The following is a 24,019-nucleotide window of genomic DNA, read 5'->3' as shown; positions in this document are numbered from 1 at the left end:
GCGCGTAAGTAAAGAAAACCGCAGGGTTGGTTTTCGACGTTGAATCCGGCCCCGCATCTTCCTTCCGCGTTGGCGTTTTTGGCGATGCACGAAGATCTTCTTGGCTACTTGCTTGGCGCATTAGAACCGCATGAAATGCGACGCGTCGACCAATGGTTGAGGGACGACCCCGAGGCTCGTCGCCAACTGGCCGATGTCGAGCGACTGCTCAAGCCGCTCGAAGAAGCACCGCCGGTCGAGTTGCCGCCTCCGGATTTGATCGCTCGCACGATGGCAAGCTTGCCGTCATTGCCGCCGGTCGATTCCACCGGCCGGAGTGATCGTTCCGGTTCGAGTTCACCGGCTGACGCGGCACCTGTTTTGGTTTCAATGCAGGCTAATCTGGATTCGTCCGATCATCGAGGTTGGACTTGGTTGGATTGGGTTGCCAGTGCGTCGGCGGCGGCGGTGCTGCTGGCACTGTTATTACCGTCGATTGCCGAAGGTCGTTTCGAAGCTCGAAAAGTTGCCTGCCAAGATCAACTGCGCCAACTTGGCACGGCGATCACTCACTTCGTGACCCGTAACGAGCAATCCCGTTTGCCGGCGGTTTCTAGTTCGGGACCGGAAGCGTTTGCAGGTGTCTATGCGGTTCGGTTGCGAGACGCAGGATTGTTGGACGACGAGCAAATTCGATGGTGTCCATCATTGGACCTGCCTGCCTCGGCTTCCGACATGCCGTCGACCGATCTGGTGTCGGTCCAGGAACTGCACGTCGCGCCGCTGGACCGTTTGCGAGAGATCCAGCAGTTCGCTGGCGGTCATTACGCATACACGTTGGGCGTGGTCGAGAAAGATCATTTGACGTCGCCACGTTTTGAATCGCGATCCAGTTTTGCGGTGATGTCAGATGCTCCGCTGGCTGGAATTGCCACCGAATCAAGTTTGGCAGGATCCAACTTGGCTGGTTCAATTGGACATGGTGGTGTTGGCATTAATGTGCTTTACGAAGATGGGCGAATCCAGTTTCTGCAAGTTGCATCTTTGGCGTCGATTCCGGATCACCCGCTGTTGAATAATCGTGGCGAGGGCGAAGCGGGCGTGAATGTTGATGACGCTTCGTTGGCACCGAGTTGGCGGCCACCCTTCGTCAACGTTCGTCAGCGCTAGATTGGTTTCACGCGTTCAGCGATTTCTTATGGCTGTGATTTTGGCTTCCATTTTCGGTAACCAAATCCGCCGACCACCAAAGCGCCAACCAGCATTCCACCGAGCGCCAACAAGACTTGTCCCCACGCGCTGGTCAGTACAATTTTGTTGACCAATCCGAAGTGTTGGTTCGTCGTCTTGGGCAACTGGCCGGAGTACTCGGCGACGTGGTGCAGAAGGCTGACTGCGAGCGACGCTTTCGGGATTTCTTTGTGGCACGCGATGCATGTGCCATCGCGTTTGATGTGATCCATCTCTTCTTTGTTGAACGCACGCGACAATTTGAAGTGATGCCCTACCGTTCCGATCTGGTTGCCTTCTTCGTCAACAATCTGTGACCAGTCATTTTCCAGGCCGTCGATCGCTTCCATTTGCGGCTGTGTATTTTTGGGCAGGATCTTGCCGTCGACGGTTTCCAGATCGACGGTGTGCTCTTCATCCCACGGACGCGTCGAGCCGATTCCTAGGCCAATCGCCTTGTCGGATGCGTGACATGATTCGCATGAACGGGCGTCCTGGTGGTCGTGTGTGGCTGGGTTGGGCTCATGTCGATCGCCAACTGGCCTTCGTCACCGCCGCCTTCGGTGCCGGGTGCTGTCCTGAAGATATGGTTCAGTAGAATTGGCTTGCCGTCTTGGCCGATCAAAGTCACGGACGGTTGGCATCCCGGCGCCAGCGGTGTCACGCGACCTTCGCCGTTGATGCCCATCATCGGTTCTTCCCATCGCAAGTACGACCGCTGCTCGGTGATCTTGCCGGGAATGATCGTGTCGTAACCCGATTCGCCAGGGTCAGCCGCGTGGGCCGCTTCCATATGCTTTCGTCCGGCCGCAACCCAGTCGAAGTTTTCCTTCGATTCGTTGCATTCGGGACACTTGTCTTTCTGCGAGTAATCGATTTTGACGTGACAGCCGTAGCACTGCGGCGTCCAACTGCTGTGGCACGTGTAGCATTCCATCCGATCCAGGTGTTTTGAAACTCCCATCATCGACACCATGCCGCGCTGGCTGATGCTTTTCTCTTCGACCAGTTTTTTTAGCGGCTTCATCGGGATGTCTTTGCCGGCTGCGGTGTGAACGAGGATCTCGTCACCGACGCGAACGACATTTTCGTACGGGTTGCCGCGCGCCGTCAAAAGCAATCCATCGCGAACCGCGACAGGTGAGCCTTGTTTCGTGTGAGGAAGCGAATCAGTCGCTGTTCCGCGCGGTGAACCGTCGGCCGGTGACATCGCGAACTCATCCATGTAACCTAGTGGCAATTCCCAGGGGTACTTTTCCGGCGTTCCGTGACAGTCACTGCATTCGATTTGCACCGACGCCAAGTTGGCCGCCGCCAAGAAACCGTCGCCGTGAACATCAAGCGAAGTGTGACAATCTTGGCAAGTCATTCCCTTTTGGTAGTGAACGTCTTGCTCCATCGCGATGTAGTGCTTGGTATGCAGTGCGGGTTGATCGCCACCGTCGGCAGCAAATGGCGCGTGGTACGGCGATTCCATCAAACCTTGAAATGACACGCCGATCCGTTTGCCGCGGTCATGGCAAGTCGTGCAGGTTTCGACGGGAATGCCCGAGTAAGTTTCGTCGTGAACGGTCACCTTTGCTTCGCGAGTTCCTTGGATCGAATGGACCAGCATGTGGCCGGTCTTGTCATGGGGAATCGACTTGTCTTCGCCTTCGTAGAAACCTTCGTTTCCATAGGGTATGTGGCAAGACGAGCATCCCATGCCGCGAAAATCGCCTCGTTCCTGGCGGCCTTTGACCGCATGGTGGCAGCGCTGGCATTCTTGGCGAATGTAAGTGAACGCAGCCAACGTCGGGTCGTCGCTGAGTTTGTCCAGATCGTCATACCCGAGTGCGTCGGGAAGTGGTTCGTGTTTGGAAACAAACACGTCCGGTTCGATTTCTGTCAAGCGTTCCATGTAAGCGCGATACGCATCGGTACCAAGCCTTGCACCGGGGTCCGCCGGGTTCTCGACCGCGTAGTTGGCCCAGCGGTGGTTGTATCCGGTCAGCGAACCGAACGCCCAGCAGACGCCTTGGATCTTTCCCGCCTCGGTCATCATCAGACTTTGCCACTGAACACGAACCTGCGTCGGGTGGCACTGGCCGCAGGTTTGTTCGTTGACCCAGGGGCTGCCGGGATCCGCATAAAACGCTTCGCCAGCGAATGTGCCGTGCGCAATCTCTTTGTCGATCCGTTCGTTGGGATTGCCGCGGTGGCAAACGACGCATCCGGCTGGGTCACCCATTGATGGCCCAAGTTCCATGATCTGCTTCATCATCCCCGAATCGGCTTCGCGAATCAGTTCAATGTCGCCGTGGCAGGCCATGCAGCCGCTCGCAGCGGCCTCGGGAAAGTGGTCGACAAGCTTGTCGGCAGCCGCCGAAATCATGGGGATTCCAACGGTTAGAGCTAGGCAGATGAAACAACGAAGCAGCAGAAAAAGCATATCGACCTGTGGGTTGCAGCAGACGAGAACCACGATCGTACCACAGAAGTCCGTGTTGCCCGTTTTCCTCTCAGTCCACAACGTCTCCCCTCAAAGGCATCGCTTCCCAAGCACCTGGCCCGTCGATGAAATCGAACAGGCGGTGGCATTTGGACGGTGCTAATCGATCGTCCCTAATTACTGGAGCACGAATTCGCGTTCGCTTGACTGTGTTGCCGTTGGGAAATCGTCTGGCGTTTCGGTCAGGGTCACTTCGCCCGTCGCGGCCCATTCGGCGCCTCGAACGACCAGAGTGATGTACCCCACGCAGGCCACCGACTTATCATCGTGACCCATCGGAGTATGAAAGATCCGTCCCTTGCCGTAGTCGATCGTCATCAACATCGGTTCGTGGCGGTCGGTGCCTTTGAATTTCGGGTCGGCGTACGCAGTTGCCAAGATCGACATGTTGTTTGCAGGTCCGCGAAGCTGTTGGTAGAGTTCGTCCTTGACGTGCATCCAAGCGCGGGGCAGTCCATTGGTGATTGGGTGATCTGGATCGCGAATCACGATTTGGTATTCGTGCTGGGGACCGTGGTTTCCGCCGCTGCCTTTGGATTCATCGCGAACGACTTTGCCATCGTTATCCAAGTAAACGTAGGGGCCAGACTTTTCATTGCGGCCATCCCAGCCGCCCAGTCCGATCATTTGGTTGAAGGCGTCCCAATCGCCGAATGAATTGTCGGCTGCATGAACAATCACCATTCCGCCTCCGCCGCTGACATAGGCTTCCAGGGCCGCTTGGGTTTCCTTGGGCCATGGCGCAGCCTTCCAGCCAAAGTTGCTTAGCACGACGTCATAGTCAGCGAAGTTTGGTTTGAAGTCAGGGTCGGTCTTCGGTTCGCTTAAATCTTCATAAGTCTTGCCGTCACCGAGCGGAAACTTCTCTAGCAAGTCGCCTCCTTTCCAGGTGTACTTGGTTCGCTGGACATCGACGGTGAAGCGACCGCTGTCTTCCAAGTAGTCCTTCATCATCATCGTGGTTTTGGGCCACGCGGCATGGTTGTTTTGACCATCAATGATCAAACATTTCAGTTTGTCTTCGGCCGATGAAATGGATGCTGGTCCGATTGTAAAGACCGAAAGAAAAAGCAGAGTGAAGATGGGTTTCATAAATTTGCCATTGAGGTTGAGGTAGGTCGTGATCGTTCGCTTCTTGTGGGCACGATCAAGACGTCAGGGTGGGCGTTTTGTCGGCCTAAGTTTGGTCAAGCTGATTGATACTCGGCCAGCTTCGTCATTGATTCTTTCAGGTTGCCATACAGGTCACGATAGATCGGGAACAGTTGGTCGTATTTTTTAGCCGCGGCACGGTCGACCTTTGTTTCATCCGCCACTTTAATCGTTGCCGAACACGCTTGCTCGATCGATTTGAAGGTCCCGTCGCCGACGGCGGCTAACAGGGCGACGCCGAACGCCGGTCCTTGCTCGACTTCTAGCGTGGTGACTTTCTTGCCAAACACGTCCGACTGCATTTGTCGCCACATCGGGTTCTTGCTGCCGCCGCCGGATGCTCGGACCTGCTTCACAGGAACGCCCATCGAGGTGATGATTTCAAGGCTGTCGCGAAGCGCGAATGTGATTCCTTCCATCACACTGCGAGTCATGTGGCCGCGAGTGTGAGTCAAGTTCATGCCGACGAAACTGCCGCGAGCATTTGGGTCGCCGTGCGGTGTTCGCTCGCCGTTCAGGTAGGGCAGAAAGATCAGCCCGTCGGATCCTGCCGCGACCGATTGTGCTTCGTCGGTTGCCGCGTCATAGCGTTTGCTTTTTGGGATGCCTGTTAGACCTTGCAGTACCGAATCAACCCACCATTGCAGCGACCCGCCGCTGGTCAAGTTGACGCCCATCATGTGCCACTTTCCATCGACTGCGTGACAGAACGTATGCAGTCGTCCGTCGGCATCGTATTGGGGCTGGTCGCTGTGCACGAACATCACGCCACTCGTTCCAATTGATGTGCTCAGTACGCCAGTCTTGACGACGCCGTTTCCGACTGCGCCGGCGGCACAGTCGCCAGCACCGCCGACGACCTTGCAGGCAGTCGTTAATCCCAGTGTCTTGGCTGCGTCAGCCGTAAGTGTGCCCGTGACTTCGTGACTCTCAACAACGCTTGGCAGCAGATTGGCATCCAAGCCCAGCTTGCTGATCAGTTGGGTCGACCACTTTCGGTTGACGACATCCAACAGTAACGTGCCGCTCGCATCGCTGACTTCGGTGACGTACCCGCCGGTCAGGCGGCGACGGATGTCGTCCTTGGGCAATAGGACTTTCGCCAGCTTGTCGAAGTTGCGTTTCTCATTATTGCGCAGCCACAGAATTTTTGGAGCTTGGAACCCTGTCAGCGCCGGGTTGGCGACCATCTTGACCAGCGATTTGCGTCCACCGGCGGCGGTGGTGATTTCGTCGCACTCGGCGGCAGTGCGTTGGTCATTCCAAAGCAGCGCGTTCCGGATGACTTTGTCGTTCTTGTCTAAAAAGACACTGCCGTGCATTTGGCCGCTCAAGCCGATCGCTTTTACATCCGCTGGCTTGACCTTGCTGGACTTCATTACCGCTCGGACAGTCTTGACGGTGCCATTCCACCAATCTTCGGGGTCTTGTTCGGTCCAACCTGGTTTGGGTTGGTGCATCGGATACTCGGCATTGGCTTCGGCGATCACCTTGCCGGCTTGGTCGATCAGCAACGTTTTGGTGCCGCTGGTTCCGATATCAATGCCTAGGTAGTAGCTCATGATCTGTTCAAGTCGTAGTGAGAAAACAAAGTTTGTGACGAACGATTTGCCGTACGATTGAGTGTACTGGACGAATCGCGGAACGGCGTTTCGAACGAACCGAACGGTAATATAGTTCGTAAGGTCATATTGCTGTTGCTGCGTCGCCATCTCTCTCTTTTCGTTGAGCGTTTGACTTGTCATTTGAATCTGGCTCTGTGCATCGTGTGACCCGCCGGCAAGCGATTTCGCAATCCGCCACCTGCTTGGCCGGCATCACGCTGTTGGGATGCAATCGTACCGACGAAGTGGTTGCGCCGGTCGCGGCGGCGCGGACCGACATTCCCCTGCGAATCACGTGGGTGGGCAGCCAAGACGAAGCCGATGCGATCGAAAGGGGATGGTCGTCGGTTAGTGAGCAAGCGATCGCGATCAATGTCGTAGTGATTGATCGCTCTCAGTCCGTCCCGTCGATTGCCGACTTGACCGAACTGGCCAAAAGCAGCGATTTGCTAAGCGTGCCCTTGATGATGGTCGCGGAATTGGCGTCGAGCGAGTCCATCGAATCTCTTACCGGCGATGCGATTAGCGTGATCACGTCGGACCTGTTGCCGGCGATGCGCAGCGGAGTCGCTCGATATGGCGGAGACACGTTTGCAATTCCTTACGCTGCGAATCTGCCGGCTTTGTTCTTTTCGACCAACCGTAGCGAGGCCGACTTGGCATTGTCGTGGAAGGAATACGGCGATCGAGTTGGTGCAGATTGGAACGGTAAGGCGGGTGAGCCGACGACTGCTGGATGGGCGGCTTCGATGTTTTTGTGGCGTTCGATTGGTTCGGCCCAGCGATGGCTCGTCAGCCGCGAGACGTTCGAACCCACGATCGACGACGAGCCCTACGTTCAGGCTCTTGATCAGATGCGGCAAACGGTGGCTCGCTATGAAACGCCTCGCCAAACACCCTCGCAAATTTGGCAGAGATTGCAGCAGCGCGAATTGGCCGCAGGGATCACGTTTCCAACGAGCCAAGCGAACTCGGAAGCTGAACTCAGTGCTGCAGACCTGCCGAGTCCCGAATCGAGCAGCCAGTCGCTAGCTTCGCTTGCATTCAGCCCTTGGTTGAATGCGATCACGATGTCGGCAAACTGCCGGCAAACTGATGCTTCGAAGCTATTTATGGACTGGATCAGCGGCGGTGAGGGAAGCGAGTCGACGCGGCAAATGGTTGCGCCCTATAACGCCGTGCGATCTAGCGACGCGTCATCGAGCTTAACTCCATACGCACAATGGATAGAAAAGAAGCTTGGTTCGCCTGTCACCCTGCCGTCGATGCAATTCATTTCCGCTGGTGAATACTACGCAGCGCTCGATCACGCGGTGATGGACTGCCTTGATGGAAAATCGACTGCGGCCGAGGCGCTTGCCAGCGCAAAGTCTCACTGGCAATCGATCACCAAACGAGTTGGCGTTGATGTGCAACTGCGTGCATGGCGAAGAGCCAACGGTATGCGTGCTTAGTTGAGCGTCACAATCAGTGGTCGTCGCGCATAAAAAAACACGCCGTGCCTTGATGGCTCGGCGTGTTCTTCTGAGTTTGATTTCGAACGGTTGAAACTATTCTTCGCTGCCTGCAGCGACTGCTTCAGGTTCTTCTTGCGGTGCTTCACCTTCGAATGCAGGACGTTGAGCTGATCGCTTGACACGGTCGTTCTTACCGACGAATTCCAAGATTGCTCGTTCACCGTTATCGCCCAAGCGAGGCTTGGCCAATCGAAGGATACGTGTGTATCCACCGGGACGGTCAACAAAACGCGGGGCGATGGTGTCGAACAGGATCTTGGCGGCATCCTTGTCACCGATCAGTTGAACGACGCGTCGACGTGCGGTAACAACCGGTGCACGAGCGGCAGCCCACTTGGACCATTGATCGCTGGTGCGCCATTTCTTCCATGCGTCGGAGCCGCGTTCCGCAGGTGCGGCAAACTTCTCGGCTTCTTCGGCAGCGGAAATTGACTTCTTAGCAATCGTGATGCACTTTTCGACCAGAGGACGTACCTCTTTGGCCTTGTGCAAGGTAGTCGTGATGCGGCCGGCAACCTTCGGTGCGTTGTCGTCGTAAGTCGCGTCGCGTTCTGTCAAAAACAGAGCGCTGGCGAGGTTCTTCAGCAAAGCTTTACGGTGGCTCGGGCTGCGACCGAGCGTGCGGCCTCGTCGTCGGTGACGCATGGCGAAATGTCCGTCAAAAAGTTTTCAAGGTGATGATAAATGGGCAACGCAAGCGAATCAAAGCAAACCGCTTAGAATAGCGGTGCGTTTGGCACTCGCATGCCGAGGTGCAGTCCGTACTGAGCAAGCTTCTCGCGAGTCTCGTTCAGGGTGGTGTCGCCGAAGTTGCGCACTTCAAGCAGACTGTCTTCGGTTCGCTGGACTAGGTCACGAACCGTTTGAATATTTTCGCTTTCCAAGCAGTTGTTGGCTCGCACCGACAAACGCAAATCGGCAAGCGTCATGTTTAGCTTGGCTTCGAGCTGAGCCTCTGGTGATCCCGCGCCGCCTCGAGCTGCCGAGAAAATACTCGGGCCAAGTTCGCGGTATTGAACGAACGGGTTCAGGTGTTTGCGCAAGATCTTGGCCGCTTCAACCAACGCCAATTCCGGGCTGACCGATCCATCGGACCAAATTTCCAAGTTCAATTTATCGTAGTTGGTCTTTTGACCCACGCGAGTTTCTTCGACTTCGTATCGAACGCGAGTGATCGGGCTGAAGACCGCGTCGATTGGAATGATTCCGATTTCGTGATCGACAGAGCTGTGTTCGGTGCTTGGCACATAGCCTCGACCGTTTTCAACGACCATTTCCATCATGAATGGAACGTCGGACGTCAACGTCGCGATGACGTGGTCCTTGTTGATGATTTCGACATCCGAGTCGGTTTGAACGTCGGCGCCGGTTAGCACGCCTGCCTTGTTCGATTCGATCGTGATCACGCGAGTTGCTTCGCTGTGATTGCGAACCACCAAGCTCTTCACGTTCAGAACGATCTGGGTAACGTCTTCGACGACACCGGGGATCGAGGTGAATTCGTGTTGGGCACCGCGGATTTTGATTTGCGTAACGGCGCTGCCCATCAAGCTGCTTAGCAGGACGCGACGGAGGCTATTGCCAACGCTTGATCCAAATCCACGCTCGAAAGGTTCGGCGACGAACTTGCCGTAGGACGATGTTAGGGTATCACGGTCGACTTCCAGGGCGGAGGGAAGTTCCATGCCACGCCAACGAATATGCATTGTCATGTGACCTCAGTTCTGTGGGACCAGATGTGAGAGAGGAGTGTTTTGGCGAAAGAGCGTTCAGGACGAAAACCGGCAAGTGCGGGCAAGCCGAAGAACCCTGGAAACGCTTGGCTAAACGAAAGCCGACGGATTAAACGCGGCGTTTCTTGCGAGGACGACAACCGTTATGTGGAATTGGCGTTACTTCCTCGATCACTTTCACATTCAAGCCAGCAGCCTGCAGCGAAGTGATGGCACTTTCGCGTCCCGAGCCGGGGCCCTTGACCTTCACTTCACAGTCACGCATGCCAAACTTCGTTGCTTTTTCAGCAGCTTGCTGTGCAGCACACTGACCAGCGAACGGAGTGCTTTTGCGGCTTCCCTTGAAACCACTCGTTCCAGCACTTGCCCAGCAAAGGGTGTCGCCTTTGGGGTCCGTGATTGTCACAGTTGTGTTGTTGAAGGTCGCGTGAATGTGCGCGATGCCACTGCTGACGTTGCGACGAACGCGTTTCTTTTTATTGGTCTTTGCCACTGCAAAGGTCTCGTGATGGCTGTGAGGTGATTGGCTTGAACAAATAGGATCGGCGGCTTGCCTGCCTGCACCTTGGATGTGAATCCAACGCTGGGGGATAGGCTAAGCCGCGATAACTGCTGCAGTCGGTAAACACCAAGGACTATCGAAGGTCCTTGACGCCCTTCTTGCCGGCAACCGTCTTACGAGGCCCTTTACGGGTTCTCGCGTTAGTTTTGGTGCGTTGACCGCGAACCGGCAGGCTCGAACGGTGACGCATACCGCGGTACGACTTGATTTCTCGCAAACGGCTGATGTTTTGAGCGACTTGACGGCGAAGAGGGCCTTCGACCGTGTAGTCACGCTCAAGCATCGCAGCGATTTGACCGAGTTCATCCTCGTTCAGCTCGCTAGCCGGTCGATCTGGATCGATACCCAACTTCTCGCAAACTTGGCGAGCTGTACGTAGCCCGATGCCATACAAATAGGTCATCGAGTATTGGATTTTTTTGTCGTTGGGGATATCAACGCCCATCAAACGGGGCATAACCAGACTCCGGTGAATGTTTCATCAGGTAGTTCAACGTAAGCGGACACTTACACACTTGAATTGCAAAGTTCCCGCCAAGAATCCCGGAATATACAGACCGGCCCCCTTTTTGCTCAAGTGGCAAGAGGCATGATTTTTCTAGGAATTTTGACGAACGAGCCGAAAAAACTCTGTCGGCACGTCATCGCGGTCCGAAGCGGGGACGCGAGTTTGCTCTAAAACCCGGAAATTCGATAGGTCAATCGATAATTTGGTGTCGCCCAGAATTCCGGACCAAACTCGCGTTAACCAAATTTCTTTACAGCTTGGAAGCAGTTGTCGATAGATTTCGGCACCTCCGACCACAAAAATCGGACCCTGGCCGGCCATCAAAATTGCTTTTTCAGGATCTGACGCCCGGTCAACCCCTTCGGCGTGCCAAGATTTGTTGCGAGTCACCACAATCGTGCGGCGTCCTGGCAAAGGTCGGCCGATTGAATCGTAGGTTTTCCGGCCCATGATCAAAACGCCGCCCATGGTCATCGACTTGAACCGCATCAAATCAGCTCGCAGTCGCCAAGGCATGTCGCCATCAAGGCCGATTGTTCCGTTGGAAGTCATCGCAACGACGGCGATCACCGCAGGCTCGATCGCTCGCGTCTCTAAGTTTGCGTTCGTCTGCGGAGATTCAGGTTCCATGCGACTTAAACCGCTACCGATGCTTTGATCGTTGGGTGCGGGTCGTAGTCGACCAGCGTGAAGTCTTCGAATTGGAAGCCGTCGATGGATTCAGGGCTGGAGCTAATTTGCATCTTAGGCAATGGGCGTGGGTGCCGAGAAAGCTGCTCGCGAGTTTGGTCAAAATGGTTTCGGTACAGGTGCAAATCGCCCAGTGTATGGACGAATTCGCCGGGTTTTAGGCCTGTGACCTTCGCCATCATCATTGTGAGCAATGCATAGCTGGCGATATTGAAAGGAACGCCAAGAAACATATCGGCGCTGCGCTGATAGAGATGGCACGACAGTCGATCGCCGCTGACATAGAACTGAAACAGCACGTGGCACGGTGGCAGCGCCATGTCCTGGACGTCGGCGACGTTCCACGCCGACACGATCAGTCGCCTTGATTGCGGATTGGTTCTGATTTCATTCTGGATCCATCCGATTTGGTCAATTGTCGTTCCATCCGGTTTCGGCCAAGAACGCCACTGGTGACCATAAACGGGGCCAAGGTCTCCCTTTTTATCCGCCCATTCGTCCCAGATTCGAACGCCGTTTTCCTTCAAATACTTGATGTTTGTATCCCCACGCAGGAACCACAGCAGTTCATAAATGACCGACCGAACGTGGATTTTTTTTGTTGTCAGAAGGGGAAACCCGTCGGCCAAGTCGAACCGCATTTGGCGGCCAAATAATCCGCGAGTCCCAACGCCCGTTCGATCATCGCGATCGAGTCCGTCGTGAAGAACTTCGTCAAGGAGTTGAAGGTAAGTTCGCATGCGTTTCAGTCGGTCAGAAAGGTTAGCCAGATTCCGAAGTCAAACTCTCAGCGAGCCGATAGATGCCGGCTTATTGAATCATCGGCTTTACCCAATCAAGGGTCCAGTGACGGTCGCTGGTCATTTGAACGCACGAAGCACGTGCTCCCAACCCCTCGATCCCCATCCGAGCGGCGATTTCATGGACCTCGTCGATCGATAACGCAGCCCAAAGTGATTGTCTTAGCATTTGCTTGGCCGCGTCGGTGTGACCATCGCCATGCAGCGATACTAGCGACTCGATTTCAGCTTCCGAATCGGGACGGGACAGGTCGCGAATGAACACTCGGCCGCCTGGGCGAGCCAATCGCACTGCGGTCGCCAGTCCAAGGCTCGGTTCGTCCAGATGATGCATCGCGCTGTTGGAAATCACTGCGTCCGCTAGTCCGTCCTCGAACACGGACATGTCGGTAATATCAGCTTGTTCCAGCCGGATTCGCCCCAGCATTCCAGCGATGTCGATTTCGATTTTCGCGATCTCCAGCATCTCGACTTCAAGGTCGACCGCCAGCATTTCGATGTTCGGGTCAGCTTGGCAAAGCAGGATTGGGATCTGGCCTGGTCCGCATCCCAGATCGATCACCCGTGGGCCGGCCGTCGCTGGAAAGTTTTGGTTGTTGAATTTGCCACTCAGGAAATCGTCAACGAATTGCTGGTTGATCGCCAAGTGGTCCATCGCGAAGTACTCGTCCGCGTCCTCGCGAGCGTTCTCTGGCTTGGGCTCGGGGACTCGTGAAAGTGTCATCGGCAGTGCATCCAATTGCGGGGGTTCGTGTCGCCCAGAAACGCTGCTGGGTTAGCCGGAAAATGTTTTGCTGGCAAAAAGGTGCGGGAATGTATCGTGTTTCACGCATCTTTTTCCGCAGGCGAAAACCGGGATGGTCACCGCTAGAAAAGGTAGCAAGGAACATTTGACCACCTTAGGCCCGACATTGTGATTCTATGCGATGTGCCACATCCCCTTCATCGGGCTCGAGCGTAAGATAAACAACGTTGGATTCGGGGAAAATAGTACAGATTCTGACGCTTGCAGGGGTTAAAGTCTGTGGCTGGATCTGGCGGGGGGGACCGAGTAAAAACACGGTTTGTTTGGCGATCTAACGATCACAGCACACCAAACCCGCATTCACAACTATCTTCCATTCTGTAAAAGACATCGAATTCTAATGGACCGCAATCATCTCGCCACGCGTGTCGGACATGTCGATTCCCAGCCTGTGGACTCCGCAGACACTTACAACTCTGACGTTTGGTCGACGGTTTCACCGCACGACCTGACCCTTGTGATCATTCGACGTCTGCCGTCTGTCTTGGTGACCGCTGGGATCACCACGCTCTCGGTAGGTGCGTTGTTGCTTGCCTGGCCAAACCAATACGCCAGCGACGGGTTGTTGTACGCTCGGTTGGGGCGCGGTGCTGTTGCTATTGATCCGACAACCGAACCGGGCCGTTCGGTGTCGCTGCAAGATAGCCGGTCGTCGGAAGTTGCTAGTATCTCGGAAATGCTTGGCAGTCGCGAAATCGCTGATCGGGTGGTGCAGAAAGTTGGCGCTCGCGAAATCAACTTCCCACGCACTTGGACGGATCGGTTGGCGAACAGGGTTGGTTCCTTGGTCAATAACATGGCCCCGTCAAACGACATTGACGGTTCGGAACTCGATCGGACCGAGTTCGATCGTCAAGTATCACATGAAGAGGCTGTCAAACGCGTCATCGATTCTGTCACGATCAAGGTTCCTAAAAATACCTATACGATTTCGGTTGCTTCGCGATTCAGCGACCCGGTTGTGGCACAGAAGATCGTCCAGTCCATCATGGACCAGTACGGTCAATATCACGTCGAAGCTCACACTTCGGTGGGAGCGCTGGGATTCTTTGAAGAGCAAACGACAGCAAGTCACGCCGCAGCCATCGCCGCTCGCAAGAAGCTGCAAGAAACCAAAAACAGCATGGGTTGGATGAGCGTCGCGTCAGCGGAAGAATCGCTGCGTGAACGAATTTTGAATCTGGAACTATCGCTTGATCAAGCCAACAGCGAATTCGCGGACGCGGAAAGCAAAGCCGCTTCGATCAGCGAGCGGTTAGCCGAGATCGAAGAGTGGATCCCAATGGAAGTTACCAAGGTCGCTGATAACGCGGTCGATGGAATGAAGACCCAGTTGTACGGACACAAACTGCAAGACGGCGAAGAGCTTTCCAAGGTAACCGCCAGCCATCCGCGTTACAAAATCTTGCGAGACAAGATCATCCAAGGTGAACAGATCGTTGAATCTGCCGAAGGTGATCGCGAGCAAACTGTCGAGGCACTGAATCCTTTGCGGCTAAGCCTCGAAACGGCTTACCAAACCGCCCTGACGACGGCAGCCGGAAACAAGAGCCGGCTAGAATCGTTGACCAAGAGCCTCGCTTCGGCACAACGCGATCTGAATCGTTTGAATCAAGACGGAATTGTCCTCGCAGAATTGGGTTGGGCTGCGGACATCGCCGAGACGAACTATCTGAGCCACTCGCAGAGTCTGGAAAGTTCACGATTGGTCCAGGAGCTCGATAACCAGAAGATGTCCGATGTCTCGGTCATTCAGAACGCTTCTTTGAACTTGAAAAAGGTCGGGCCGCCGCGATTGATTCTGGCACTGGTCGGTGGAATCCTCGGTATTTGCTTGGGTCTGATGCAGGCGATTATTCGAGGAACTGGCCAAAGTAGAGACTCGAAATCGTTGGCAAGTGCCGGCAATCGGGCCATATCGACACAATCTAAAAATCCGGTGAACAAATCCGACCTATCGCAATTAGACTCAGAGAGCGAGATCGGGCACGGGCTGGATGATGATGATGTTTTGGAAGAGGCATTTGCTTCTTCGTTACCCCGATAAATCCGACTATTTTTAACTAAGTACCCCCCCATAAGAGCCCGCGTTCGCTACAACAGCGGGCGTGTCTTGCCCCACTTTGATGCCTGTCGCGGGGCTTTCGCGACAGCGTCGATCTCAACAGAGTTTACGCAAGTGCTTGGAGCATTGATTGACGACTTGAGACAGCGAGTGTCGACCATCGGCGTTCGTGATGCGTTATTGCTTAGCGAGACTCATTTCAACCGTGAGCTCGCACGCGAGCGGATTCGTGCGACGCGGCGTTCGATCCCGTTTTGCATCATCACGGTCAAATTGATCGGCAATCGCCAGCGACGTGCCCAGTTGCGAAAAATGCTGCGTTTGCTGCATCGCAATCTGCGGATGACGGACCAAAAAGGAATGCTCAGTCAAGGTGTCGTGGGCATTCTGTTAGTGGACACGTCTGAGATGGGCGGTCGCTCTGCGATGGACCGACTAGCCGGTGTCATGCAGACGAATCATTTGCATGTTGAAATGGACTTGAAGGTTCATGATCCAGACGGTTTTGGCCCCCAAGATCAGTCGGGCCCGAACGACCAGCAATCTCGCATCGACGTAGGTCGTTCGCCGTGGCAATCCACGCCTCACCATCGCGTCGACGAACCTACCCATCAAGAAGCCGGAATCTCGGGTGAACTGACGGTCTCGGGTGGGCCCGCTGCGATGGCAATGATCGCCAGCGAAGAACCGATGATGGATCTTCCCCGCCTTCGGATGTTCAGCAAGCGCGCGTTCGATGTCGTTGGAGCTTCGGTCGGATTGGTTGTTCTCAGCCCCGTGATCGCGGCCGCAATGCTAAAGATCCGAATGGACGACGGTGGTTCGCCATTGTTCAAGCAGACTCGCGAAGGCATGCATGGCAGGCCGTTCACGATCTACAAACTTCGCACTATGGTTGTTGACGCTGAAAAACGACAAGCCGAACTGCGTCACCAGAGTCATCGTGACGGGCCAGCGTTCAAGATCAAGCATGACCCTCGTATCACAAATGTGGGCCGTTTTTTGCGTCGCAGTTGCATTGATGAATTGCCACAACTTTGGAACGTGCTAAAGGGCGACATGTCATTGGTCGGTCCACGTCCACTGCCATGGCAGGAAAGCCGCGCTTGCGCAGGCTGGCATCGCCGCCGTTTGGATCTGCGTCCCGGCATGACCTGTTACTGGCAAGTTAACAAAGCCAACATCAAGTCGTTCGACGACTGGATGCGACTTGATCTGCGATACCTCAGTACATTCGGCGTCGTCGAAGACGCTCGTCTGATCTTCCAAACCATTAAGGTTCCTATTCTTGGGCGCGGGAGCGAATAGGGATCGTGACGTTGACCGAAGATCGTACTACTGAAGAAAGCGTTTCCGTTGATTCGCTCATCGATGCGCGGGTTGTGTTTTTGACGCACTACATCCCGCTTTATCAAGTTCGAGTTCTGCAATCTTTGGCTTCATCGATTCGCGATTTTCATGTGTTGCTCAGCACTCCCATTGAACCCAACCGAGACTTCAAGCCGGACTGGACGGGCTTGGACGTTCGTGTTCAAAAGACGGTAACCTTTCGGCGAAAATGGCGGCACCGCGAAGCAGGCTTCGACGATCCGTTGTTTGTCCATTTCCCTTACGACACGACCGCTCAGCTTCGTAAACTGAATCCTGACGTTGTGATGTCGTTGGAACTTGGCGCTCGTTCAGTCGGTGCGGCAAGATACTGTCGCCGCTATCCCGACACGAAACTGGTGCTTTGCACTTACATGAGTGAGCGAACCGAACAGGGACGCGGTCCTTTGCGGCAAATGGTTCGCCGGTGGTTGATCGATCGCGCCGATGCGATCACTTTCAACGGGCCGTCTTGTAAAAAGTATCTGCGACAAGTCGGTGTTCCAGAACCAAAGCTGTTCCCGTTGCCGTACGCCGCCGACGACCGAACCCAATACAATGGCCCAGTTGAGCGAGTTGATGCGACGACTCGCCCTCGCCTGTTGGTTGTCGGGCAACTTAGCGAACGAAAAGGCGTATTGCCTTTGATCCAACAAGTTGCCAAATACGCCGTCGCTCGCAAAGAGCAGATGATTGAATTGGTGTTCGCTGGTGACGGTCCCTTGCGGTCCGCTGTCGAAGAGCACGATGTTCCTGCGAATCTGCTGATCAAGGTGTTAGGGAACATCTCGCCATCTGATCTCGCTCATGAAATGAAAGACTGTGGTTGTCTGATCGCAGCAACTTTGGCCGATGAATGGATGTTGGTCGTTAACGAGGCACTTAACGCTGGTGTGCCAGTCATTGGCAGCGTTCATGCGCAAGCCGTCACGACGTTGATTCAGGACGGCGTCAATGGTTGGCGATATGACCCGACGATTGCGGGCGACTTGGACAAGTCGCTTGATCAGTACTTTGAATGTTCAGCTAAACTGATCAGCAAGATGCGACAGGCGTCTCGAGATTCCGTCGCCAATCGAACGCCACGGTGGGCCGCATCGGGTGCCCTTGAAGCCGTTCGATATGTCTTAAATTCCAACCGGACCACCGATTCAGAGACAAGCAAATCATGACGCGCCCATTGGCAAGTCTATCGCTGGACCTGGACAACAAGTGGGCGTATCTGCGTGCCGCGGGGCGACCTGATTGGGCTCAGCGGCCGGGGTACCTTCCCCTGGTGGTTGACCGAATGGTTGATGTGCTCGGCGAGCTGGATTTGCCGTTGACCGTTTTTGTTGTCGGCCGCGATTTGGCCGGTGTTTGCGACGATGACGATGCATCCGAAGGAACGAACGAAGCGGACGCGATCAAGGGGTTTTCGGCCCTGCGAGCTTGGGAACCGGCCAATCACTCATTGAACCACCTGCCGTGGATGCACACGATGGATGCGGCCGAAATCGCTGCGGAAATCGAGACCACCCATCGCCGAATCGTGGCCGCAACGGGACGCGTGCCGATGGGATTCCGCGGGCCTGGATTCAGTTGCCCGGACGAAGTTTTGCGCGTGCTTGCAAACAATCATTACGTTTACGACGCATCCATTTTTCCAACATCGATCGCACCGATTGCGAGAATGGTCTTCTTGATCAAAAGTGACTTGAAAGGCGAACAGCGCGAAAAGGCAAAGAAGTTATACGGCGGATTCTCATCGCTGCTTCAGCCCAACCGTCCGTTCCAACGAACCGTCGACGAGTCTCAGCTTTGGGAAATGCCGGTCACGGTGATGCCGATCACTCGAACCCCGATCCATTTCAGCTACTTCACGTACTTGGCAAGCTTTTCGACATTGGCCGCTAAATCGTATTTGCGATTGGCGATCCGAATGTGCAAGCTGACTCGAACGCCACCCTCGCTGCTGCTGCATCCGCCAGATTTCATGGGACAAGAAGACGATTCCGACATGGCTTACTTTCCGGCGATGAACATGTCGCGGAAGGACAAGCTTGCGATCGTACGTTGGGGGCTGAAACTGTATGCCGATTCCTTCGATGTGCGATTGATGATCGACCAGCTCAAGGCGACAGACCCCAACGTCGGTACCGCGATCGCGTCGGCTGAAGACCAAACCATTCCATCCCCTAAAATCGCATCCGCGGTTTAATCAAGAGTCAGTTCAGCATGATCGATCTCGGCAAACGAAGTGTCGTCGGAATCAACGTTAACGCTATCGATTACGAAGCGGCCGTCACCAAAATTATCGATGCTGGCAAAGCCCGCCAGTCTATGTCGGTGACAGCGCTCGCCGTTCATGGTGTGATGACGGGTGTCAGCGATTCACAGCACAAGTATCGATTGAACCAGTTCGACTTGGTGTGTCCTGATGGGCAACCAGTGCGTTGGGCACTCAACAAATTGCACAAAGCCAATTTGTCGGATCGTGTTTATGGTCCCGAATTGACGCTACGTCTGTGCGAAGCGGCAGCAAAAAGCGGTGTTTCGATTTTTCTGTTCGGTGCCACGCAGGAAATGCTTGATCAGTTCGCCGAAAAGCTTTGCGAGAAGTACCCGGGCCTGGTGATCGCCGGCAAGCAAGCATCACGTTTCCGGACTCTATCAACGACCGAGCGAGACGAGCTTGCTGATAAAATCAATACCAGCGGTGCCGGGATTTGCTTTGTCGGTCTCGGTTGCCCGCGCCAAGAAGTGTTCGCTTACGAGATGCGTGATCGTGTTTCGATGCCTCTCGTTGCCGTCGGAGCTGCGTTTGCATTTCATGCAGGCATGCTTGAACAAGCGCCGCCGTGGATGCAGCGAAATGGTTTGGAATGGTTCTTCCGTTTGTCTCGCGAGCCAGGTCGATTGTGGAAACGTTACTCGACCACGAATCCTGCCTTTGCGACACTCGCAATTTTGCAAAAACTGAAGCTCTACTCCGCGCGGACGGACACCGGTAAACAGCCAACCGATGAAGTTCTGTTTGGTTGATTGACGCTCGATCGTTAAGGCTGAACGACTTCAAAGGGATTGGCGGCATCGACGGCAAAGTCGCGTGCTGCCTTAGCGTCGGGATCGCTTAGCTTTTCGATCGCAATGTCGATTGTCGTGCCGTCGGTCTTTTTTAATCGCACGACATCTTTTTCTAACGACACGAACGATGCGGTGATCGAGTAGCGTCCTGTCTTGTCCATCCAAGTCTTGAGTTTCAACTCGGCCGAAGATTCTTTCACCATGGGTGCTGTTGTCATGCGTTCCGGAGTTGCCGTCGCCGTTCCACGCTGATCCGCAGGCAAGTACTTGGTCACTTTAGGTGACGCAAGGCGCACGCTCGAAGCGGGTACCCGTTCAATGCGGCCTTCGCCCACCGGTTTCGAATCGATCGGTTGGACAATCACGAATCCTTCGGCATCAGCCGAGACGACGAACTTGGCTCGATAGTCATCGCTGTGTTTTTGCTTGACCGCCACGACTTGTCCCTTACTAAGATCGTTGCCCGAATCCAACGGGGTTCCCATATCGTCCAGCGATGTGTGCGAGTTGGCGTAAGCCTTTCGAAGCGTCACCACTTTGGCAAAGTCCGGATCAAATTTGGCCGCCAGATCAAAAAACATAGTCGGCAGCGAACCGCCGCCCATCCGGTTTGCGAATTCGTAGATTGCTTTTCCCAGTTCGGGATCGTTGCGATCCGATTTGCTGTTCAGCTTGCCATATAGTTGTGCCCCGTCACCGTATTCATGTCCAGCATCGAACGTGGCTATCCATGCTTTGCGATCGGCCGCATCAAACGGGGCGGACAATTCGGCTTCACGCTCTTGTTTGCGAGTTTCGCTTCGCATTTTTGCTTCGGCGAGTGACTTGTCTCGCCTCGCTCGTTCTTCGGCCATCCGTTTTTCATTTTCGGCAGCCTTGGCTTTTCCTTCGGGCGTTTTCGCAAACGATTCGGCTTCGGCTTTTTGTCTCGCAATGGCTGCTTTTTCTTTGGCCGTTAGCGGCGCCAACCCAAAATCCATTTCGCGTTTTAGTGATATTGTGACCGGCAATCGGACTTCGGCGCCGCTGCGGTTGCTGACCACTTCACGTGTCCATTCCAATTCGACAAATACGCCGCGTCGACGATCGAACTTACCGCTTCCTTTGCCTGAAAGCGTCAGCGGAGGGTCGGTACTGTTGGCTTTCAATTCATAGGTTTGTTCGATATTCGTGATTGGGCCGTCGGTACCCGTGATTCGGTAGTTGGTTGTCTCAATGCTGGCTGATAGCCGCTCGCGGTCGAACATGGACATGCCCGAGCGAGGATAATTGGGACCGAAGCTCGACCGAATGCTGCTAGGAAAACGTGAATCGTGACTGATTTGTTGCACCAAGATCGGTTCTGAACTACCCCATTTGGATTGACCGTTCTCGCCGAGCGGCCAAATCGCCCACAGCAAGTAATCACCAAGCAACAGCTTTATCTGCTCTTCGGATGAAGTCGAAATCACTTTTCCAACAGACGTGATTTCAAAACGAGTGCTGGCGTGCGAAACCAGGTCTAGTAGGCTGTTTGTGAACAACGGGCCGATCGGCCGAGCCTGCCGCGGAACGCCTGATTTGGATGCCGCTTCGAAGTCCCGTTGCAGACTACCAGTCACCTGCCAGCGCCCGGCATCCCCAACGTCATAGGCCAGCCTGCCCTTGTAGAACTCCGCTCCGTTGCCCCGGCCGACTTGCATCGTGACGACGTAAGTGATCGAACCACTCGGGACATTGGCGTAGGTCAGTGAATCTCGCACCGGCGGTTCAGCCGTCGCCAATGTACTTGCCAACAAACACACAAAACCGATCACCAAACCACGAAACATCGTCTCAGCCTCACCAGCGGAAAAACGCGAACAGCAGATCACGCCTGATTGTAACGGAGTCAATCGGCTGAGTTTGAGGTTGGTTCGGTCTCGGAAGCTTCAAGGCACAATAGCTCGGAAATCGTGTGTGCAAACAAACGCCCGCCAGCACTGGTCAAGCTGGCTCGGTTCCAAGCTTTCCCCGGTGGTCCCAGGTCGTTGATCGCAGTGATTGCCTTTTCGTCGAATTGATCGGCATTCCAATCGATCACATAAACCGTACCCGCCATTGTGGGAACGTACAGGGACTTGCCGATGACGGTTGGAATTTGCGAGGCATGATGTCCCCATCCGTTTCCTTGGGACCGTGCGTCGCCCATCACTCGATGCCCTCGGCTGTTTAGCATGTTGTTGGGGGCGAACGCCCACTGGGTGATCGGAAGTCGTTTCGGTTTCTTTCGGTTCGCGTCTAGCAATTGTTTGACGAGCGCCGGATCCATGTCTTGATCGCTCCATAGCAAACGGTCGTTGGTGCGACGATCGCCTGGCAACATTTGCACCGGCAACTGTAAGTATTCGACCGAACCATCCTCGCAATCCACGCGGCCAATCCAGGGCTGGGTATAGCTGCGAAAGTAGTGGTACTTGCCAACGAACAAATTGGATTGCTGGATGATGCCCCGCTGCACATCCGCGTCATCAAGCGATTCGGTGCCAGTGGTCCACCGGTCATCGGTGTGTTGGACGACTTGAACGTCACGCAGGATCGATACTCGGCGGTTGATCTCGCCGGTCATCGCGTTTATCCAGAGGTGTTCGTCGCGATGAAACACAAGCACCTCGTCTTTGATCACCGGGAATGTCTGAGTGCTCATGAATTCGGGCAGTGGCAAGGTCCACAGTGTCGAACCATCATGAGCATCAACCATCGAAATGCCTTCGGGTTTCTCAGGCGGTGAGTGACCGCCGCCGCGACCGACGACAAACACTTGCCGCCCATCCAGGCGAGTCTGAAGCAGCGGAACACTGCCCATGTTGACGCCGCATTTTGAAGACCAGCGGTCCACGCCCGTTTTCAAATCGATCGCCTGCAATTGTGTCCACAGTGGTCTTAACGCGTCGACATGATCGTGCGTGAAATGCCCGTGATCGTCGGGCATGTAGTGCTGGCGGATGAATACAACGGTCCCGTCCACCAGCACCGGTTGCGAGCGACCAACCGGCATCACATCACGTGTCCATCGCAAGTTGCCGTCCAGATCGAATGCCGTGATCGCGCCCGATGCATTGAAAAAGCAAACGGTCCTGCCGTCTGTGACCGCAGGCGGCGAACTGCTGTCGCTGAAGCATCCTGAAAGCTGCAGCACACTAGTGCCAGCGATTCTGCGTTTCCAAACAGTATCCCCCGTGTCCAAGTCACAGCACCAAGCGATCACGTCGCGGCCCAATTCGCTGTCACTGTTGACCGGCGCCATCGTTGTGAAAAAAAGGCGATCTTCCCAGGTGATGACACTGCTTTGGCCGGTCTCGGGCAGGCTCTTTCGCCAACGCACGTGCTCATTGCGAACGGCACTCCATGTCGTCGGCGCTCGCTCACCAAGCATTCGGAAATCGGCTCCGGCACCGGGTCCTTGATTCCACGAGGCGTATTGGAAGTCGGTTGTTGAGTTGACGGTTGTGGAGTTGACGGTTGCTTGGGCGTCACAAACGTTGGCGATCCAGTCTCTCACTTGGTCGCGATAGACGCTTGGCTTGTGCATCCACCGATCGGTGTGCGGATGGACAACGTCGCCTTCTGGGATGTCAAAAATTTCACTCGTCGGAACCTGCAGAAATGAAAACTGGGCTAGGTTTTGATGTTTATTTAAATAGCTATCTCGCACTTGACTCGCTGCCGTTCCACAAACCAATACGGGGCGTCCGTTCAACCGAGACAGACGCGTCAGTGCCGAGGCTCGATCACTGTCGGCATAGTTCCATGGTTTTTGGCCGTCGAAATGATCGTGCGTCAACGCGCCCTTCCAAAGCGACGCGATCTCATCGTCTGCGAGTCCGATGTAGCTGGTTGCAATTGCCCCGCGCGAAAATCCACAGACGAAGACGTTGTCAGGGTCGCCACCAAACTGTTCGCAGATCCGGGGTACGTTCTTCTTGCAGTAGTCCACCGTTGCTTGGCGATCGCCCCACCAAAACGAGCAGTTTTGTTTCCGGCCCACGTCGATGTACGGCATTGAAACCCAAATGAATCCGCGTCCGCCGCTGATGCCGTAACCTAAGTTGGCATCTTCGGTTTTGCCGGTCGAATTGCACTGGGCCCATTGGTTGCCGGTGTACTCGACGATCACAGGCAGTGAACCTAGCGGTGTCCAGTCAGGTGGTAAGTACAGTGCGTGGTGAACGTCGGTGCCTTGATACTCTGGTGATGTCTGCCGCACTCGCCGGCCGGGCCCCGCCGGTTGGTCGGTCATCTTAGGAGTAACCAAATCAAACGGGATGACTTCGGCTGCCTTCACGCCGCCGTCGTTGAAAACCATCGCCAATGCGAGACACAGCCAGCCAACAAAACTTCGTTTGGTCATCATCATTGGCCATTTCCCCAAAATGTGAAAAACTGCAAAGGTCGTGAACATTCGAATCAAATCCGGTGCGCGGCATGAAG

At 54.9% G+C, this 24,019-nt stretch carries 20 protein-coding genes; 7 read left to right on the top strand and 13 right to left on the bottom strand.

Translation table 11 applies throughout. The features are described 5' to 3' along the window. Window positions 1-84: 84 nt before the first annotated feature. Window positions 85-1,149: an anti-sigma factor family protein gene (locus Poly59_RS11485; protein WP_146534161.1), complete on the top strand. Its 1,065-nt coding sequence runs from the start codon at window positions 85-87 to the stop codon at window positions 1,147-1,149. A gap of 26 nt (window positions 1,150-1,175) precedes the next feature. Here the strand turns inward: Poly59_RS11485 and Poly59_RS30125 are convergent, their stop codons facing one another. The 4 genes from Poly59_RS30125 to xylB all read right to left on the bottom strand — a co-directional run bounded on the left by Poly59_RS30125 (window position 1,176) and on the right by xylB (window position 6,414). Beyond that, window positions 1,176-1,559 (bottom strand): hypothetical protein, encoded by a 384-nt coding sequence (locus tag Poly59_RS30125; RefSeq protein ID WP_246151558.1) that lies wholly within the window; start codon window positions 1,557-1,559, stop codon window positions 1,176-1,178. 92 nt (window positions 1,560-1,651) lie between these two features. Further along, entirely contained in the window at window positions 1,652-3,583 is a 1,932-nt protein-coding gene (locus tag Poly59_RS11480; RefSeq protein WP_246151557.1) for a cytochrome C, read from the bottom strand. Between the two features lie 234 nt (window positions 3,584-3,817). Then, window positions 3,818-4,792: a ThuA domain-containing protein gene (locus tag Poly59_RS11475; RefSeq protein WP_146534160.1), complete on the bottom strand. Its 975-nt coding sequence runs from the start codon at window positions 4,790-4,792 to the stop codon at window positions 3,818-3,820. Window positions 4,793-4,887: 95 nt separating this feature from the next. Next, window positions 4,888-6,414 carry a xylulokinase gene (xylB, locus tag Poly59_RS11470; protein WP_146534477.1) on the bottom strand — a complete coding sequence of 509 codons (1,527 nt, stop codon included), beginning with the start codon at window positions 6,412-6,414 and terminating at the stop codon, window positions 4,888-4,890. A gap of 176 nt (window positions 6,415-6,590) precedes the next feature. On the opposite strand from xylB, the gene Poly59_RS11465 reads away from it, so the two are divergent. Next, window positions 6,591-7,910 (top strand): type 2 periplasmic-binding domain-containing protein, encoded by a 1,320-nt coding sequence (locus Poly59_RS11465; protein ID WP_186776183.1) that lies wholly within the window; start codon window positions 6,591-6,593, stop codon window positions 7,908-7,910. 96 nt (window positions 7,911-8,006) lie between these two features. Here the strand turns inward: Poly59_RS11465 and Poly59_RS11460 are convergent, their stop codons facing one another. The 7 genes from Poly59_RS11460 to Poly59_RS11430 form a co-directional block, all read right to left on the bottom strand. After that, window positions 8,007-8,618, bottom strand: coding sequence for a bL17 family ribosomal protein (locus tag Poly59_RS11460; RefSeq protein WP_146534158.1), 612 nt, complete (start codon window positions 8,616-8,618; stop codon window positions 8,007-8,009). Window positions 8,619-8,689: 71 nt separating this feature from the next. Beyond that, window positions 8,690-9,685 (bottom strand): DNA-directed RNA polymerase subunit alpha, encoded by a 996-nt coding sequence (locus tag Poly59_RS11455; protein ID WP_146534157.1) that lies wholly within the window; start codon window positions 9,683-9,685, stop codon window positions 8,690-8,692. A 130-nt stretch (window positions 9,686-9,815) separates the two neighbouring features. Next, a complete protein-coding gene (rpsK, locus tag Poly59_RS11450) occupies window positions 9,816-10,199 on the bottom strand; it encodes a 30S ribosomal protein S11 (protein WP_146534156.1) in 384 nt (127 codons plus the stop codon). Between the two features lie 142 nt (window positions 10,200-10,341). Further along, window positions 10,342-10,713: a 30S ribosomal protein S13 gene (rpsM, locus tag Poly59_RS11445; protein ID WP_146534476.1), complete on the bottom strand. Its 372-nt coding sequence runs from the start codon at window positions 10,711-10,713 to the stop codon at window positions 10,342-10,344. A gap of 153 nt (window positions 10,714-10,866) precedes the next feature. Continuing rightward, a complete protein-coding gene (locus Poly59_RS11440; protein ID WP_146534155.1) occupies window positions 10,867-11,406 on the bottom strand; it encodes a dihydrofolate reductase in 540 nt (179 codons plus the stop codon). A 5-nt stretch (window positions 11,407-11,411) separates the two neighbouring features. Further along, window positions 11,412-12,206: a thymidylate synthase gene (locus Poly59_RS11435; protein WP_146534154.1), complete on the bottom strand. Its 795-nt coding sequence runs from the start codon at window positions 12,204-12,206 to the stop codon at window positions 11,412-11,414. Window positions 12,207-12,276: 70 nt separating this feature from the next. After that, the gene (locus Poly59_RS11430) at window positions 12,277-12,990 is read right to left on the bottom strand and encodes a class I SAM-dependent methyltransferase (RefSeq protein WP_146534153.1); all 714 of its coding nucleotides are present in this window, start codon (window positions 12,988-12,990) and stop codon (window positions 12,277-12,279) included. A gap of 421 nt (window positions 12,991-13,411) precedes the next feature. Here Poly59_RS11430 and Poly59_RS11425 point away from each other — a divergent pair, with 421 nt between their 5' ends. The 5 genes from Poly59_RS11425 (at window position 13,412) to Poly59_RS11405 (ending at window position 19,528) form a co-directional block, all read left to right on the top strand. Next, complete coding sequence (locus tag Poly59_RS11425) at window positions 13,412-15,118, top strand: GumC family protein (protein ID WP_146534152.1); 1,707 nt, start codon at window positions 13,412-13,414, stop codon at window positions 15,116-15,118. A 132-nt stretch (window positions 15,119-15,250) separates the two neighbouring features. After that, window positions 15,251-16,444 (top strand): sugar transferase, encoded by a 1,194-nt coding sequence (locus Poly59_RS11420; protein ID WP_246151556.1) that lies wholly within the window; start codon window positions 15,251-15,253, stop codon window positions 16,442-16,444. A gap of 5 nt (window positions 16,445-16,449) precedes the next feature. Beyond that, window positions 16,450-17,676 carry a glycosyltransferase family 4 protein gene (locus tag Poly59_RS11415; RefSeq protein ID WP_246151555.1) on the top strand — a complete coding sequence of 409 codons (1,227 nt, stop codon included), beginning with the start codon at window positions 16,450-16,452 and terminating at the stop codon, window positions 17,674-17,676. Next, window positions 17,673-18,704: a polysaccharide deacetylase family protein gene (locus Poly59_RS11410; protein ID WP_146534151.1), complete on the top strand. Its 1,032-nt coding sequence runs from the start codon at window positions 17,673-17,675 to the stop codon at window positions 18,702-18,704. The genes Poly59_RS11415 and Poly59_RS11410 overlap by 4 nt, the downstream gene beginning before the upstream one ends. 17 nt (window positions 18,705-18,721) lie before the next feature. Continuing rightward, window positions 18,722-19,528, top strand: coding sequence for a WecB/TagA/CpsF family glycosyltransferase (locus tag Poly59_RS11405; protein WP_146534150.1), 807 nt, complete (start codon window positions 18,722-18,724; stop codon window positions 19,526-19,528). Window positions 19,529-19,542: 14 nt separating this feature from the next. On the opposite strand, the gene Poly59_RS11400 is transcribed toward Poly59_RS11405, so the two are convergent. Then, window positions 19,543-21,381, bottom strand: a complete 1,839-nt coding sequence (locus tag Poly59_RS11400; protein ID WP_146534149.1) for an SHD1 domain-containing protein — start codon at window positions 21,379-21,381, stop codon at window positions 19,543-19,545. Window positions 21,382-21,440: 59 nt separating this feature from the next. Further along, complete coding sequence (locus Poly59_RS29420) at window positions 21,441-23,990, bottom strand: outer membrane protein assembly factor BamB family protein (protein WP_186776181.1); 2,550 nt, start codon at window positions 23,988-23,990, stop codon at window positions 21,441-21,443. Window positions 23,991-24,019: the final 29 nt, after the last annotated feature.

The sequence above is a fragment of the Rubripirellula reticaptiva genome (genome assembly GCF_007860175.1).
GTDB lineage: Bacteria > Planctomycetota > Planctomycetia > Pirellulales > Pirellulaceae > Rubripirellula > Rubripirellula reticaptiva.
Note: the sequence above shows the minus strand (reverse complement) of the source record. Positions and strands in the feature narration are given on the sequence as shown.

Coding starts and splice junctions, on each gene's coding strand:
- Poly59_RS11410 (WP_146534151.1), top strand. CDS start 17,673: ATGACGCGCCCATTGGCAAGTCTATCGCTGGACCTGGACAACAAGTGG.
- Poly59_RS11485 (WP_146534161.1), top strand. CDS start 85: ATGCACGAAGATCTTCTTGGCTACTTGCTTGGCGCATTAGAACCGCAT.
- Poly59_RS11430 (WP_146534153.1), bottom strand. CDS start 12,990: ATGACACTTTCACGAGTCCCCGAGCCCAAGCCAGAGAACGCTCGCGAG.
- Poly59_RS11440 (WP_146534155.1), bottom strand. CDS start 11,406: ATGGAACCTGAATCTCCGCAGACGAACGCAAACTTAGAGACGCGAGCG.
- Poly59_RS11405 (WP_146534150.1), top strand. CDS start 18,722: ATGATCGATCTCGGCAAACGAAGTGTCGTCGGAATCAACGTTAACGCT.
- Poly59_RS30125 (WP_246151558.1), bottom strand. CDS start 1,559: ATGGAAGCGATCGACGGCCTGGAAAATGACTGGTCACAGATTGTTGAC.
- Poly59_RS11455 (WP_146534157.1), bottom strand. CDS start 9,685: ATGACAATGCATATTCGTTGGCGTGGCATGGAACTTCCCTCCGCCCTG.
- Poly59_RS11435 (WP_146534154.1), bottom strand. CDS start 12,206: ATGCGAACTTACCTTCAACTCCTTGACGAAGTTCTTCACGACGGACTC.
- Poly59_RS11400 (WP_146534149.1), bottom strand. CDS start 21,381: ATGTTTCGTGGTTTGGTGATCGGTTTTGTGTGTTTGTTGGCAAGTACA.
- Poly59_RS11475 (WP_146534160.1), bottom strand. CDS start 4,792: ATGAAACCCATCTTCACTCTGCTTTTTCTTTCGGTCTTTACAATCGGA.
- Poly59_RS29420 (WP_186776181.1), bottom strand. CDS start 23,990: ATGTTCACGACCTTTGCAGTTTTTCACATTTTGGGGAAATGGCCAATG.
- rpsM (WP_146534476.1), bottom strand. CDS start 10,713: ATGGGCGTTGATATCCCCAACGACAAAAAAATCCAATACTCGATGACC.
- Poly59_RS11480 (WP_246151557.1), bottom strand. CDS start 3,583: ATGATTTCGGCGGCTGCCGACAAGCTTGTCGACCACTTTCCCGAGGCC.
- Poly59_RS11425 (WP_146534152.1), top strand. CDS start 13,412: ATGGACCGCAATCATCTCGCCACGCGTGTCGGACATGTCGATTCCCAG.
- xylB (WP_146534477.1), bottom strand. CDS start 6,414: ATGAGCTACTACCTAGGCATTGATATCGGAACCAGCGGCACCAAAACG.
- Poly59_RS11460 (WP_146534158.1), bottom strand. CDS start 8,618: ATGCGTCACCGACGACGAGGCCGCACGCTCGGTCGCAGCCCGAGCCAC.